A 14,633-nucleotide genomic window follows, 5' to 3' on the forward strand; every position below is an offset into this window, starting at 1 on the left:
GCGGTTCTCCTTGGTTCCCTGTTCGGGAGGTTGGTCCTGGAAACCCGATTCTCTCGGATTCCACTGGCGAACCGCCGCCTTCAACCTTCAACTACGCCTGGGACATTGCCAGCGCTGCGTGCGAGACGAGCAGCTTGCCAGGATGGAACAGGGGTTTAAGGCGGGTAGGTTGGAACATCGAATTCTCCTGAAAATGGACGAGCACGCCCCTCCAGTCAAGCCGGATGCGTGCGGGAAATGAAGGGAAGCCCGGCGGAGTGCGCCGGGTCGAACAGGTCTGGGAGTTACGGCCTACGGTTGCTCGGTTTCAGCGGAACGCCCACACCGAATTGCCTGGGCACTATCCCCATGTGCGCTCGGAGCGTTGGGAAGAGGCAAATGACATCGGGCATCGAGGCGAGGACGCGCACCAGCTCGCGCTGGCGGTGCCGCTCGAAAACCCAGGCTGCGGCGAAGCTGAGAGCCGTGATACCGGCCACGACACCGAGCCCTTTTGTCACGGGACAGAGGCGCGGCGGCAGATGAACGAATGTCGTTTCCTGCATGGATTGCTCCAGATAAAGGGCGAGCACGGGCCTCCGAAGAACCGGATAACGTGATCGTGTCGTGATGGAAAAGAGATCGGGCGCAGGACGCGCCCGGCTTATGCCGTGATGTCGGCGAGCTGGCGGCGCAAGGTAGAAGCCTTGGCCTGAGAGCAGCCGAGGTGCTGACGGATACCAGCGACGGTGGGTTTGACAGCGCCTGATTCGATATCGCGACGCAGCCTTGCGATGTCGGATTCGGGGGGCGTGACGGTTGGCTGAACGACTGGCGGAACGATTGACTGGACGGTAGTCGGCGAGGGCGACTGGGCAAGCGTCGTTACCGGAGCCGTTTCGGCAGTAACGTTGTGCGCTACACCGTGACGATTCGCATCGGATGACTCCGAGGCCGGAGGGGTCAGTGCCAGCCACCAGAGCAGACAGGCCACGCCTTCGAGAACAGCCGCGAACGCGAGGCCTGCGAACAGGTCGAGCTTGGTATCGACGATTCCGCAAAGCGTCGCGAGTCGTGCCGTGACCGGATCGTCACGGGCAGTCGTGCGGTTCTGTGCGTTACCGTCCTTAATGGCTTGATACCGACGGACATCAGCAGCTTCGGCGTCGAGCGCATCGAGTCGGGCCGCAAGTGCCACTCGACGCGCCTGCCATGTCGGACAGTCACGAGTACAGCGCCGCGCATCCGCCCGCGCCAGTTCTGCCGTGACCGATGCCCGCTCAGCCATTACGGCTGTCAGTTCCCGGTGAGCCGGGATACTGGCGACCGGAACAGCCGAGACGCGAAACTCCCCCGCATGAAGCTGCGATAGCAGGAAAAAGGTCGCATGCCCATACGACGCCGCCGCCATGCACCCGAGCCACAGCACAGCGCCGACCGCGCGCCCGGAGGGCGGAGCCGAGCCGCACAGCGCGGGAAGCAGGTGCGCGCCAGCGACGAGCACGATGCCGATCGCCACCCACACCAGCCGTTCGGCGAGCCACCCGCCGCGTTGCCAGCCGGCGAGCACCGACATGCTGATCGCCGTCCCCGTTGTCACGACCGCTAGAAGCAGGACCGGACGGACGCGGATCATGCGGCCTTCCCGCCGAGTAACGTGGCGCGTTGTTCGAGTTTGCCGCGCAGGCCGGGCGCGGGCAGCACATCCGATTCCGCAGTACCATCGCCCTGACTGTCGCCGCGACCGGATTCGGACGAGTAGAACTCTTCGGCGACCGCCGGGCTCTCCTCGATATTGTCCTCGAACGCACCGTTACTGAAGCCAGCACGGGCCGCGGCATCGAGTGCCACCTGATCGAAGCCCGCCGCACGGCGACGCGCATCCAACTCACGCGCTGCCGTGATCGCCGCTTCGAGCGTGCTGCCGGTTCGCACTCCAAGATCCACGTAGTAGATCGCCGAGCGATAGCTTTGTGCCGTGCTCTTGCCCCTTAATTTGAGTTCGAGTGGCAGGCAGGCGAGCAGGTTGCCCGACACTGCAGCGAAGTAATGGAGTCGCGCGGCGAGCGTTCTGATACTGTTAAAGCTCGTCGTGCGGAACATGAACGACCCCATCTCGTCCTCGTCACCTATCAGTACGTTCATCCGGCCATAGGGCTTGCAGGCTCCGCCCTGACCGAAGGTGCAGCCATCTGGCGACGGGCACGGCAGCTCCTCGATGCCGGCGTCTCCTGCGCGACGGCAGGTGTCGCCGTTGCCGACGCAGACCGGCCGTCCCGTCTCGCGGTCGAAGCATGAGTACGTGGCACGCAGGTTCAGATCGGGGTTGTTGAACAGGAAGCGAACGGGGATCGCACGTAGCTTGCCAGTGGTGGCCTTGCGCAATTCCTCGTTGAGTGGATGCAGCATCCACTCTCCTTTCTGCTGTACCTGGGTGGTGATCGTAAAAGCGTCGTCCTTTTCCGGGACGCGTTTGCCGCTGCGCTCGACCACACGGCCGATACTGATGCGGCCAATGACGGGTGGGGTGATGCTCAGGCCTTTCAACATGGACTTCTCCTGTGTACGTAAGGGGGGAATGCAGCGGGAAAGAGGCTGCGGAAGCGGAACGGCGAGGGGATTCAGGCGTTCACGAGAAACCGGCGTGCGCCGGCTTTCGTGGTGACGTACTGCGTGGCGAGATGCGGGTGATCAGTGAGCAGGCGTTTGAGATCGATGCCCGTGCTGTCCTTGCTGCGTTTGTACGAAATGGAACCCGTCTCGAACTCGGCGTGGTCGGCTTCGCCCATCGCCTGGACGATGCTTTGCTTGAGTTGCGCTTCGATCTGCTTGCGAGTGTCGATCTCAGCTCTTACAGCGACCAGATCGGCGAAGGCCGACGATAGGCGCCGGTCATCCGTAAAATCGACCCTGCCGCCTGCGCCCGGATATAGGCAGCGCAGTGCGCGATCGGCTGAATCGGAACCATCGGCCGGTGGTGGCGTATCGGTTTCGACGTATTGCCAGAACGCCGCTTCCAGTTCGATCAGTCTTGCGATCAATGCGTCATCACGTACCACGCGATGCACTTCGAGTTTCTGGCCGCAGATCAGTACGGCGACGTCGGCGGCCTGCTTGCCGGTGACGGCGAGTTGGTGCGCGACCTGAAGCTGCACGTATTCGGGTACGCCGTCACGCCAGAGCCGCGCGCCATGCTCTCCTGCGGTCTTGCATTCGAGCAACTGCACGTCTCGATTGCCGACCACCTCGCGGTCGAGATTGGCGAGCATGAAGGGCACATCTGGATGCTGGAGCACTGCATTGACGCGCCTGACCTTGTTGCCTGTCTGCTTCGTGTACGATGCGGCCACTATGGCTTCGAGCAGCGCCCCCCAATACACGGGCTCCGTCGTATCGTCAGCATTCGGCTTGGGCAGATTCGCATCGCGTCCGGTCTTGATAAGCCACAGTTCGAGCTGGCTCATGTACGGACTCAGCCCCACGGCCGCGGCCGCATCGGAGCCACCAATCCCGTTTTTTCTTACCTCCAGCCAGTCCTCGCGAGAGAGGTCTTTTGTTTCCACGAGACGCAGCGCCGGACGGTTCCTGCCACGTCCAGCCTTTTCGGGTTGAGACATGCATACCTCCAGATGTGAAAAAGCCCGGCGGGAACCATCCCGGCCGGGCTGCTATGACGTTGAGAACATGGGTCAGGCGATCAGCTTCATTGCCTCGTCGAAGGCGCGCTGTTTCAGTGTGGCGCCTGCACCGAACCATGCGGCATCGAGTCGATGGCCCTCACTGCGCGCGCGGCGCTGATGGTCGACGAACTCCGTAACCGAATTCACCAGGCCCCATGCCGTGCCGGATGCTGAAGCGAGCGTCGCGCCCATGCCCTTGCCGGCGTACAGCGACTGCACCGCCTTGATTGCGCGGTCGTTCGTCACCGGCATCGGCATGTTCGAGCCGCCAGTCGGGTACGTGAGCACGCGCTGGAGAAACTTCTCGGCGACGGCATCGCTGACCTTGCGTTCGGCGAGTGCCTTCATCCGTGCCATGAAGCTGTCCCAGCTCGAAATTGCGATGCCGAGCTGGCGTTTTACGGCGGCAGCGTCAAACTGCGAGCGATGGCCGACCTTGACGGCTCCTGCTGAGTCGCCCAGCGCGATCTGGAGCGTGTTGTTGCAAACCACCCGAATACTCGTGAACTGTGCGGTGGTCGCGAGCGTGCCGTCGCAGGCCGTAGCGAGAAGCAGGTAGCCGTTCACAGTGTCCTTGCCCTTGAGAGCGACAGACTGGCCGGTGCGAGCGAGTGCCCAGAGCTTCTTGCCGTCCTTGAGTACGCCCGCAGTCTCTAGTTCGAAGCCGCCGACTTCGGTGAGGTCGCGATAGAAGTTCAGGATGTCCATCGGCTGCACGACTTGATAGCGCGATGACACGACCGAGAGCGGAGCCTTAGTGTCCGAGCGGTACAGCACGCGCTGCTCGGGAAATGCATGGATCGAGCCGAGATTGCCGCTGCCGGCGACGAAGCGGACGTCGGCGGACTCGATCTGCCAGTCCATCCCGGCCTGTTTTGCCCAGACCTCGATCGGCTGGCGCGGAGAAAGTTGATTGCCCAAGCCATGCCAAGGGGTTTCGCCTCGATAGGCCATCGTGTTCACGAGATGCATGAAAAGCTCCTTGCAAACGGCATAAAGCCCGGCTTGCGGCCGAGCAAATGCGAGAAAAATGAAGGGGATACTGCTGAAGGGGAAAAGCTACAGATCAGGCAGATGCTTTGTGGCGGCTGAACGTGTGCCCGCAAGCGTGACAACGGAAGTCATTGAGCACCTTATCGTCGATCACCTCACCGAACACCGAGCCGGTTGCGCAGCCTGCCGTGCCGCCGATGAGGCCAGCAATCACGGCACCCGCGATGGCACCGCACACGGCACCGGCAGGTCCGGCGAGCACGCCGACCGCCGCGCCGGTCTCCGCTCCAGACAAGGCGAATGCGATACCGCTGGCCGTGCCGGCGACGGCACCAACGGCTCCGCCAGTCTTGCGTGCGCGATGGCGGGCATCGACACGATCGGACTGGCATTTCGGGCACGGGGGGATCGGGCCTGATTGCAAGTTGACTCGGGTGTGGTTCGGCCTTACGTGCGCCGGGGCGAAGCCTTGCTCGAACGGTTCGTCACCGTCGTGCTCGTTTAGGTACGTGTCGTCCGGGTCATACGGATCGTGAGGTTGGGGGTAGATGCGCGGCTCAGGCATGGGCGGTCGTAGCCTCCCGCCGGATCTTGTCGGTGTACTGGCGTAGGCCGACCGACGTCAGCACGCCGGCTGCGAAGACTAGGCCGAACACGAGCAGATATTCAAAAGGGGAAGGATAGGTAGGCATCACGGCTCCCGGGGAAGTTTGCCAGCGCGGAATTGCGCGGGCGGAGCGGGCAGGTTGCTGCTGTGCTCGGGGCAGTGATATATGGCTGATAATGCTTTCAATCCGCATCCACCGGCAAGCGGAATGTTAGCGCAGCAGCCTGTGGCAGAAATTTCGGCCGCTGACCTCAGGCTCCACTGGCCATCCGGTAAAATCTCTAGACATCAAACGAGAGCATAGAGATCAGCGTGCAGCAGGAAAAAATCACCCTTTCCCAACTCGAAAGTTTTCTCTTCAAGGCGGCGGATATTCTGCGTGGCAAGATGGACGCCAGTGAGTTCAAAGAATTCATCTTTGGCATGCTGTTCATCAAGCGCCTGTCCGACGAATTCGATCGCAAGCGGAAGGTGCTTCGCGAAACCACCTACGCGCATCTGAAGGGGCAGCCTGAACTGCTGAACGAGTTGCTGAACGACAAGACATCCTACGGTGAAACCTTCTATGTGCCACTGCGTGCGCGCTGGAATGAATCGTGGACAGACGATGACGGCAATGAGGTGCCGCCGCTCAAGCATCTCAAGCATGACATCGGCAACATGCTCAACAAGGCGATTGCTGCGATTGAAGACGAGAACGATGCGCTGTCCGGTGTATTGAAGAACAACATCGATTTCAATGCTATCAAGGGCAAGACGAAAATCCCCGATCAGAAGTGGAAGGACTTGCTGGACCACTTCAACCAGTCTCAGTTCATTCTAATCAATGAGAACTTTGAATTCCCGGACCTGTTGGGCGCGGCCTATGAATATCTGATCAAGTATTTTGCCGACAGTGCTGGCAAGAAGGGCGGCGAGTTCTACACGCCCGCCGAGGTGGTGCGGCTACTGGTGCAGCTCACGAAACCTCAGGCGGGTAATACCGTTTACGATCCGACGGCCGGATCGGGCGGATTTTTAATCCAAGCGCATCAGTATGTTGAGGAGCAGGGCCAGGATCCGAACGACCTTGGCCTGTATGGCCAAGATTCCAATGGCACGGTCTGGTCCATCTGCAACATGAACATGATTCTCCACAACATCACCCGATTCACCATTGAAAACGGGGATACGCTGGAGGACCCTTTAATCCTTGAAAACAATCAGCCGCGCAAGTTTGACCGTGTGCTCGCGAACCCACCGTTCTCGCAGAACTACAGCCGTGCCGGCATGAGCTTTCCGAGCCGTTTTCGCGAGTTCTGTCCGGAAACAGGCAAGAAAGCCGACCTCATGTTCGTGCAGCACATGATCGCTAGCCTGAAACCTGACGGTCACATGGCCACCATCATGCCGCACGGTGTGCTCTTTCGGGGCGGCAAAGAAAAGCTCATCCGGGAGCTTCTGGTCGAGGATGACGTTATCGAGGCCATCATCAGCCTCCCTCCTGGACTCTTCTACGGCACGGGTATCCCGGCTTGTGTCCTGGTGGTTAACAAGAGCAAGTCGGATGCACTTCGTGACAAGATACTCTTCATCAATGCTGACCGCGAGTATGCAGAAGGCAAGAACCAGAACAAGTTGCGCCCTGAAGACATTGAGAAGATCGATCACGTTTTCAGTCACAAGCTCAGCATCAACAGATACAGCCGCCTGGTGGACAAGGATGTGATCGTCAACGAGCACGACTACAACCTTAACATTCGCCGTTACGTGGACAATACACCGGATCCTGAACCTGAGGACGTGCAGGCCCACTTAATCGGAGGCATCCCAGAGGCCGAGGTCGTGGTCAAACAGGGCGAGTTTGACAAGTTTGGTGTCGCGCCGGATATCTTCTTCGAACCGCTGCGTACCAACTACTTCGCTTTCCAGGCCCGGATCGAAGCTAGGGGCGCGATCAAGACTACCTTGGAGGCAGACGCAAACTTGCAAGCCAAGCTCGTCGACCACCACACCACCCTGGAACAATGGTGGCAGGTGGCGCAGCATGACTTCGCACAGCTGCGCGAAGGGCGCAAGCTGCCAGAGGTGCGTAGCGAACTGCTCGTGACGCTGAAATCCAAACTTCAGCCCCTAGGTGTGCTCGACGAGTTCAAGAGCGCGGGTGTGTTCGTCAACTGGTGGCAGACCATCCGCTACGACCTGAAAACCGTCATCTCGACCGGCTGGCACCACACACTGATTCCGGACAACTACCTTATCGCGGAGTACTTCCAGGTAGAGTCCGACGAGATCGAGGCGCTGGAGGGGGAGATCAACGAAGCCCAGAGCGAACTCGCCGAGGCGGTCGAGGCTGCTGCCGAAACAGCGAGCTATGAACCGGAAGAAAGCGAGAACGAGGAGGGCGAGGCAAAGCTCACTGCCGCCGCCATCAAGAAATACATCAAGGCGCTGATTGACGACCTCGCGGATGCCAGGACTGACTCCGCTCATAAGGAGCGCAAGCGGTACGAAGACCTGCGCGATGGCATCAGTGCCATCGAGGCCCGCATCAAGACCCACAAAACTGCTCTCAAACAGAAGCAGGATGAGCTGGATCTGAAACTGCGGCTCAAGCGCATCGGCGGTGAAGAAGCCAAGGCCGAGACCAATGGACTCATTGCACAGGCCACCGCCGACATCAAGGGATTGAGCCTCGCTGTGAAGGAAGAGAAGAAAAAGCTCACAGCGCTTGAAAAAGATAAGGCCGCTTTGGAGAAACGCCTGGCCCGCATCGACGATCTGCTCAAAGCCATTGGCGGTCCGCTCACCGAAGCGGACGCTAAGCGCTTGATCCTGAAGAAACTGCATGACCTCGCTAACAAGGAACTGCTGCGATACCTCAACGCCGAAAAGCGCGCGTTGTTCGCGATCGTTGAGAACCTGTGGGACAAATACGCGGTGTCGAGGCATGTGCTTGAAATCGAGCGGGAAGAGACGCTGTCTGCGCTAGATGGCTTCTTGGCTGGCTTGGGTTACTTGGGGTGACGGCAATGGATAGCTGGACAAAAGGCGCGCTCGGCGGACTTTGTAGTATCGAAATAGGTGGTACGCCATCACGAAGCAATCCGGAATTCTGGGATTCCGCAAAGGATGCAAACAATCGATGGGTAGCGATCAAGGACTTGAGTAGGCGGACAGTTTGTGAGACCGCAGAGCAAATCACAGACCTTGGGGTACGTCATTCGAACGTGAAACTACAGCCAAAAGGAACTGTCCTTCTGAGCTTCAAGCTTTCTATTGGGCGGGTGGCGTTCGCAGGGTGCGATCTTTACACGAATGAGGCAATCGCCGGGCTGCGTTCCGAAAAGCTCGCACCTGAATTTCTCTTCTATGGTCTGCAACAATGGGACTTACTTCAGAACGTCGATCAGGCGATTAAAGGTGCGACACTCAACAAGGACAAACTGAAGAAGATTGCGTTTGAGTATCCGCGGTCCCCGGTCGAACAGGCAAAGATCGCCGAGGTACTTTCGTTGCTTGACCGTGCCATCGAGCAAACCGAAGCCCTCATTGCCAAGCAGCAGCGCATCAAGACCGGTCTTATGCACGACTTGCTCACCAAGGGCATCGACGAGCACGGCAGCATTCGCTCCGAAGCGACCCATGCATTCAAGGATTCACCCCTGGGGAGAATTCCGGTGGAATGGAATGCTGTGCCATTGGCGGAAGCTGCAGACCTTAGAGTTGGGTATGCATTCAAGAGTTCTTGGTTTTCCGAGGACGGCGTGAGACTACTTCGCGGGGAAAATGTTGGAACTGGTGTCCTAGATTGGAAAGATACCGCGTGTCTGCCGCTAGAAATTGCAAAGGATTTCGAAGATTATCACCTCGTTTCTGGTGATTTGGTAATAGGGATGGATCGCACATTTACAAAGCAGGGTTTTAAGGTCAGCGTTGTTTCGGAGAGCGACCTTCCGTGCTTGCTTGTGCAGCGAGTCGGCTGTTTCATTCCGATTGAAGTTCCTAAGCAGTTTATGAGACTTTTGATTCTATCGCCTCGTTATCAAAGAGAGCTTGTTTTGCAACAAAAGGGTATGGACATCCCGCACTTATCGAAGAATGAAATTCTGGCGCCACTCGTGCCTTTCCCGAAAGATGAGAGGGAGATGGCGGAAATCGCAAAGCGAGTTGATTCCATGGAATTCTTCGTTAAGAAGTGTCTGGGCAGTTTGAAAAAATTCAGGGCATTGAAACGCGGACTAATGAATGACCTGCTGACTGCTGAACGACGCGTCACGACGCTCCTTGCCGACGCCGCCACAAAATAATAAGGACAGTCACATGGACTACCAGGACAAAACCCCTGCTCACATCCGCCTCGACGAACGTAACCACGTCGAGAAGCCGCTGCTGGATCAATTGCAGGGGCTTGACTGGGAGGTCATCGATCTGGAGATCAAGCAGGCGCCCAAGCAGAGCTTCCGCAAGAGCTTCGACGAGGTGGTACTCGAGCCGGTGCTGCGCGAGCGGCTGAAGATCATTAACCCCTGGTTGGAAGACGACCAGGTGGAGGAGGTGATAAAGCGCCTCACGGCCAGTTTTTCTGGCAGCAATCTGCTCGAGAACAACCGCCATGTGCTGACGTTGCTGCTGGAAAACACGAGTGTTCCGGAGAACAGGAAAACAGGCGAGAAGAGTCCCACGGTACGCTACATCGACTTCAGGGAGCTCACCAACAACAGTTTTATCGCCATCTGCCAGTTCAAGGTACGCATCCTCGGTACCGAGCACCACGTAATCCCGGATATCGTACTGTTCCTGAACGGCCTGCCCGTCGTGGTGATCGAGTGTAAGTCGCCAAAGGTGAAGGAGCCGATTCCCGAGGCCATCAACCAGATGCTGCGTTACAGTGAGCAGCGCGGGGTCAAGGGTGAGGGCAGCGTGCCGCTGTTCTACTTCAATCAGTTTGTTGTGGCCACCTGCCGCAATCAGGCCAAATTCGGCACCATCACGACACATATCGAAAAGCACTTCTACCGCTGGTCCGACCCATGGCCACGTACAGTGGAGGATCTGACTCATGGTGACAGTGGCCCTAACGACCAGCAACGACTAGTGGCCGGCATGCTGGATCGGCAGAACCTGCTGGATATCATCCGCACGTTCACGATTTTCTCGGAGTCGGACAAGGGCGAACTGATCAAGATCGTGGGCCGCTATCAGCAGTTCCGCGCCGTAAAGCTCGCAGTAAAGCGCCTGCGCGAGGGCACGACGCCTCGTGCGCGCAGCGGTATTGTCTGGCATACACAAGGCTCAGGGAAATCGCTGACCATGATGTTCATGGTACGCGAGATGTATCGTGACACCCAGCTTGCGACATGGAAGGTCGTATTCGTTACTGATCGCACGCAGTTGGAGCAGCAACTCAGTGAGACTGGTCGCGGCATTGGCTTTACCGTCAAGGTCGCAGACAGTATCGCCAAGCTCAAGGAGTTGCTGAGCAGCGACTCGTCGGATCTCGTGATGGCGATGATTCACAAGTTCCGCGAAACCGACCTGGCCGAGACATTCCCGGAATTGAACAAGGGTTCCAACATTCTGGTGATGACCGACGAGGCACACCGGTCGCAGTATGCGTTGCTGGGAGCAAATCTCGACAAAGCCATTCCCAACGCGGCACGAATTGGTTATACCGGTACACCGATCGACAAAACTGAAAAGGTATTTGGCGATTACATTGACCGGTACACGATGCGGCAAGCCATCGAGGATGGTGTGACGCTGGAGATCGTCTACGAAGGGCGTACGCACAATGCCGAAGTGCCGAATCAGGCTGATATGGATAAGGCCTTTGCCGACGTGTTCAGCGAGTACAACCTGGAGCAGCGTCTTCAGATTCTCGGCTATGGGTCGCGTGACGCCTATCTGGAAGCCGAGGCCACAATCCTGGCTAAAGCCCAGGATATGGTCTCCCACTATTTGGAGCACGTCTTTCCCAATGGCTTCAAGGCCCAGGTCGTCGCCACCTCGCGCGAGGCCGCTGTGCGGCATAAGGTGGCGTTGGATGCAGCGCTGAAGAGCGCGATCAAATCACTGGAGCGGGCCAATCCGCTCAACCTTGATCTTGCGCGGTTGAAGAAGCTCGAAACGGATGTCGTGATTTCTGGTGGTCATAACGATCTTCCGCATATCAAGGAGTATGCAGATAGCGGTCGGCATACTCGTACCATCAAAAGCTTCAAACTCCCCTTTGACATAGAGGACGAGGGCGTGACCGGAGAAATCGGTATCGTCATTGTCAATAACATGCTCCTGACCGGCTTTGACGCACCGATCGAGCAGGTCATGTATCTGGATAAGGTGATCGTCGCCCACAATCTGCTTCAGGCTATTGCACGGGTGAACCGGGTGGGTGGTGCAGCCAAGGAAAAGGGCTTTATCGTCGATTACGTGGGCATCGGCCATCACCTCAAGCGGGCGATCGATAACTACGACGAACGCGAGCAGAAGGAGGTGTTGGATACGCTCAGCTTTCCTGAGGACGAACTGCGTCAACTGCAGGCTGATTACAACGCCGTCATGGAACTGCTGGGGAAATATGGCCTGACCGATCTGGATGACCATGACGCGTTCTTCGACTTGTTCTATGACGAGGACATTCGCTTCGAGTTCATGCTGGCATATAAGCGGTTGACGCGCAGCCTCGATCTCGTATTCCCGGCGAAGGAGGCATTGGGGTACCTGAAAACCTACAACGCGCTCACGGAGGTCAACGTGCTCGCGGGGCGTCACCTGAACGACCAACGCCTAAGCATGTTGGGCATTCCACCCAAACTGCGGGCATTGACGGACCAGTATCTGGCGTCCAAAGGTATTGAGCAGAAAGTCAAGCCCATCTCGATCTTGGATGAGGATTTCGAGAGCAAGGTCGCCAAGCGTAAGCGCACGAAGACAAAGGCCGCGGAAGTAGAGCACGCCATCCGCCATCATCTCGACGTTGAGCTGGACGACGACCCGGAGCTGCAAGCTTCATTCTCCGCAGCCCTCACCGCGATCCTGCAGGAGTTCAAGGACAACTGGCAGAAGATCTACGATGAACTGGAAAAGTTGCGTAGCCGAATCATCGAGGCAGCGAACGAGCCGACCTATGGACTGCACAAGAAAAAGCAGATGCCATTTTTCCGGATATTCAAAGCCGAGATTTTCGATAAGGTTGAGCTCGATGATGACCAGGTGGGCATGCTCGTCGAGTTAACCCAGCAGGTGTTCCTTGTGGTCGAACGGGAGTTGAAGCTTGCGAGCTTCTGGGAAAGCATTCCGGCCCGCAACAAGTTGAGGGCCGAAATTCAGCAGATTTTGGTGTCGGAGGCGTTCCGGTCGTTGCCGAAAGTGGTGGCCAATCGCAGCCAGATCATTTCGCGCGTGATGGAGATCGCGGAGAAGAACAACGACCGGATCTTATACTCGAGCTGATATGGAACTGGAATACAAAGTCGTATTTTCCAGGCGTAAAACGCTCACCATTACGGTAGAGCGGGATCGCTCCGTTGTTGTGATAGCGCCCGAAGGGACGCCCCGCGACAAAATTCACGAGATCGTCGAATCTCGCAAGCTGTGGCTGTACGAGAAAACCCGGCACGCGCGGAAGTACGACCCGCTGCCTCATCCGCCGGGCAAGGAGCTGGTTGCGGGCGAGTCGCTGCTCTATCTGGGACGGCACTATCGGATCGAGTTGGTCGATGGTGGGCATCAAGTCGAATTCGATGCGAAGTTTCTGGTACCGCGGACTTTGGCAGGCCAGTCGGAGGCGATTCGGGATTGGTATGTGACGCGAGCCGCCGAAAAGATCCTTCCCCGGGTCGCCGTTCATGCCCGAAATCTGGGAGTGACCTACAAGGAAGCCAGGATTGGTCATGGAAAATATCGCTGGGGTTCATGTACGCCGAACGACAACGTAATTTTCAACTGGCGTCTGATCAAGGCACCCATGTTCGTCATCGATTATGTCTTGGTTCATGAGCTGGCACATCTGATCGAGCCGAACCACACGCCGAGATTCTGGAACATCGTCAGAGCCCAAGCGCCGACTATGGAGAAGGCCAAGGCATGGCTTCAGCAGAACGGGGCCTTACTCGAGCAGGAATTGTAGGCGACTCGACTCTATTTGCCGTTCCAGTCCATTACGTACAAGCAATCGGGGGATGCATGCTCTTGGACTTATATCGCGGAATTTCCGTCGAACCTTCCGAGGTGCAGTTCACAATAGATCGGATTTTTTCGAATGGCCTTTGCGGAACTGAGGGGAAGTGGCAGTTCTCGATTCCACGAGACGTCAAAAACGTGCAACTCCAAGTATCGGACTACTATGCCGATCCGCTAATCTACAAGGAAATTTACACGGATTCGTCGCATGGGTTTTGCGCGTGTGGAGAGGTAGATGGGGCTGCTTACTATGCTGCGAAGCATAACTATTCAACTTCGACCGGCATGACATGCCCGTTGGTCATCTCATTTCGCGCGTCTTTGGATGACATTTATATCGACGGTCGGGACTTTCTTGTCACTGCGTTTCAACTCTTTGATCGAGAAAGTCGACAACATTTGGAGTGTCAACGGGACGTTCTCGCCAAGTTGTTCGGCCCGTCGGTTCTTCCTTATTTTGATAAAAGTTGTTCGACGGAGGATATGCAAGTCCGTATCGCCTTGGGAAACATTGCCTGCTTCGATCGGGCTGTAATTGCGCATCATTATTCAAATCGGCATGTCATAGCCGGCCGCTACGGCACCATCTTCAGATCTGCCTTCTTTGTGAAGGCGCCGGTAGCGTCCGGGCGAATATTGGGCGTGGACGCCGACGCCACATTTTTGCCACCCGCCAATAGTTATTCGCTGCAGGATTTCTTTTCGGGAGCGCCTTTTCGATTTCAGGCGTGACCGACATTACCCCAAAGATCTCCTTGCGGGTCAGGCCGAGCCCTTCTCGAGGTTCGGACCTTGGCCTTGGCGAGTTGCTTAAGTTGAGCAGATTCCGCCGGAGAATTCAGTTCACAACGGCTCTGATTCCGGAGCAGCCTCAGCTGGGTCATTACAAGGAGGCAAAGTTGGGGGCAGCTTTGGGGGCATTTCCGACTGCTCAACGCACGGGTGGTTAGCTGTGTTGCGGTCGGGAGTTCGATCCTCCATTTGTAGAGAGGACAACCTCGCAGACGAATGGCACGTCCGCCTCGGCCTCGATGAGCCACCAAATGTCGCCTCTCAGATCGAGAACTTCGTCGAGACGGCATCGAGTTGACGCTTACTATTGTTACGTCCCGGTCTATTTGAGGATCGGCATCCCGCGCTATTCGAGATGAAACGAAACGGGTTGTCTCGCGCTGCGATAGAAGTGCACATGATGAAGCAAGGCGCGGGAC

12 protein-coding genes are annotated in these 14,633 nt (G+C 57.4%); 5 read left to right on the plus strand and 7 right to left on the minus strand.

The window, feature by feature from the left end; translation table 11 throughout:
• Positions 1 to 284 precede the first annotated feature (284 nt).
• The 7 genes from HV711_RS32065 to HV711_RS33875 all read right to left on the minus strand — a co-directional run bounded on the left by HV711_RS32065 (position 285) and on the right by HV711_RS33875 (position 5,344).
• The gene (locus tag HV711_RS32065) at positions 285 to 545 is read right to left on the minus strand and encodes a hypothetical protein (protein ID WP_035484501.1); all 261 of its coding nucleotides are present in this window, start codon (positions 543 to 545) and stop codon (positions 285 to 287) included.
• A 98-nt stretch (positions 546 to 643) separates the two neighbouring features.
• The gene (locus tag HV711_RS32070) at positions 644 to 1,615 is read right to left on the minus strand and encodes a hypothetical protein (RefSeq protein WP_035484503.1); all 972 of its coding nucleotides are present in this window, start codon (positions 1,613 to 1,615) and stop codon (positions 644 to 646) included.
• Positions 1,612 to 2,529, minus strand: coding sequence for a recombination directionality factor (locus tag HV711_RS32075; RefSeq protein WP_035484504.1), 918 nt, complete (start codon positions 2,527 to 2,529; stop codon positions 1,612 to 1,614). The genes HV711_RS32070 and HV711_RS32075 overlap by 4 nt, the downstream gene beginning before the upstream one ends.
• Before the next feature lie 71 nt (positions 2,530 to 2,600).
• On the minus strand, positions 2,601 to 3,596 hold the full coding sequence (locus HV711_RS32080) for a YqaJ viral recombinase family nuclease (protein ID WP_035484505.1): 996 nt from the start codon (positions 3,594 to 3,596) through the stop codon (positions 2,601 to 2,603).
• 72 nt (positions 3,597 to 3,668) lie between these two features.
• Positions 3,669 to 4,631, minus strand: coding sequence for a DUF932 domain-containing protein (locus HV711_RS32085; RefSeq protein WP_035484507.1), 963 nt, complete (start codon positions 4,629 to 4,631; stop codon positions 3,669 to 3,671).
• A gap of 94 nt (positions 4,632 to 4,725) precedes the next feature.
• A complete protein-coding gene (locus HV711_RS32090) occupies positions 4,726 to 5,217 on the minus strand; it encodes a hypothetical protein (protein WP_244142794.1) in 492 nt (163 codons plus the stop codon).
• Positions 5,210 to 5,344 carry a hypothetical protein gene (locus HV711_RS33875; protein WP_279612679.1) on the minus strand — a complete coding sequence of 45 codons (135 nt, stop codon included), beginning with the start codon at positions 5,342 to 5,344 and terminating at the stop codon, positions 5,210 to 5,212. The genes HV711_RS32090 and HV711_RS33875 overlap by 8 nt, the downstream gene beginning before the upstream one ends.
• A gap of 227 nt (positions 5,345 to 5,571) precedes the next feature.
• On the opposite strand from HV711_RS33875, the gene HV711_RS32095 reads away from it, so the two are divergent.
• The 5 genes from HV711_RS32095 (at position 5,572) to HV711_RS32115 (ending at position 14,154) form a co-directional block, all read left to right on the plus strand.
• On the plus strand, positions 5,572 to 8,265 hold the full coding sequence (locus tag HV711_RS32095; protein ID WP_035484509.1) for a type I restriction-modification system subunit M: 2,694 nt from the start codon (positions 5,572 to 5,574) through the stop codon (positions 8,263 to 8,265).
• 5 nt (positions 8,266 to 8,270) lie between these two features.
• Positions 8,271 to 9,548, plus strand: a complete 1,278-nt coding sequence (locus HV711_RS32100; protein ID WP_082201580.1) for a restriction endonuclease subunit S — start codon at positions 8,271 to 8,273, stop codon at positions 9,546 to 9,548.
• A gap of 13 nt (positions 9,549 to 9,561) precedes the next feature.
• The gene (locus tag HV711_RS32105; RefSeq protein WP_035484512.1) at positions 9,562 to 12,693 is read left to right on the plus strand and encodes a type I restriction endonuclease subunit R; all 3,132 of its coding nucleotides are present in this window, start codon (positions 9,562 to 9,564) and stop codon (positions 12,691 to 12,693) included.
• Position 12,694: 1 nt separating this feature from the next.
• Positions 12,695 to 13,369: a M48 family metallopeptidase gene (locus tag HV711_RS32110; protein ID WP_035484515.1), complete on the plus strand. Its 675-nt coding sequence runs from the start codon at positions 12,695 to 12,697 to the stop codon at positions 13,367 to 13,369.
• A gap of 191 nt (positions 13,370 to 13,560) precedes the next feature.
• Positions 13,561 to 14,154, plus strand: a complete 594-nt coding sequence (locus HV711_RS32115; protein ID WP_175145605.1) for a hypothetical protein — start codon at positions 13,561 to 13,563, stop codon at positions 14,152 to 14,154.
• The last annotated feature ends 479 nt before the right edge of the window (positions 14,155 to 14,633 follow it).

It is taken from the genome of Paraburkholderia phenoliruptrix (genome assembly GCF_902859825.1).
In the GTDB taxonomy this organism is placed as follows: Bacteria; Pseudomonadota; Gammaproteobacteria; order Burkholderiales; family Burkholderiaceae; genus Paraburkholderia; species Paraburkholderia phenoliruptrix.

Excerpts from the sequence above, each read along its gene's own strand:
- HV711_RS32065 (WP_035484501.1), bottom strand. The coding sequence starts at position 545 with ATGCAGGAAACGACATTCGTTCATCTGCCGCCGCGCCTCTGTCCCGTG.
- HV711_RS32070 (WP_035484503.1), bottom strand. The coding sequence starts at position 1,615 with ATGATCCGCGTCCGTCCGGTCCTGCTTCTAGCGGTCGTGACAACGGGG.
- HV711_RS32075 (WP_035484504.1), bottom strand. The coding sequence starts at position 2,529 with ATGTTGAAAGGCCTGAGCATCACCCCACCCGTCATTGGCCGCATCAGT.
- HV711_RS32080 (WP_035484505.1), bottom strand. The coding sequence starts at position 3,596 with ATGTCTCAACCCGAAAAGGCTGGACGTGGCAGGAACCGTCCGGCGCTG.
- HV711_RS32085 (WP_035484507.1), bottom strand. The coding sequence starts at position 4,631 with ATGCATCTCGTGAACACGATGGCCTATCGAGGCGAAACCCCTTGGCAT.
- HV711_RS32090 (WP_244142794.1), bottom strand. The coding sequence starts at position 5,217 with ATGCCTGAGCCGCGCATCTACCCCCAACCTCACGATCCGTATGACCCG.
- HV711_RS33875 (WP_279612679.1), bottom strand. The coding sequence starts at position 5,344 with ATGCCTACCTATCCTTCCCCTTTTGAATATCTGCTCGTGTTCGGCCTA.
- HV711_RS32100 (WP_082201580.1), top strand. The coding sequence starts at position 8,271 with ATGGATAGCTGGACAAAAGGCGCGCTCGGCGGACTTTGTAGTATCGAA.
- HV711_RS32105 (WP_035484512.1), top strand. The coding sequence starts at position 9,562 with ATGGACTACCAGGACAAAACCCCTGCTCACATCCGCCTCGACGAACGT.
- HV711_RS32110 (WP_035484515.1), top strand. The coding sequence starts at position 12,695 with ATGGAACTGGAATACAAAGTCGTATTTTCCAGGCGTAAAACGCTCACC.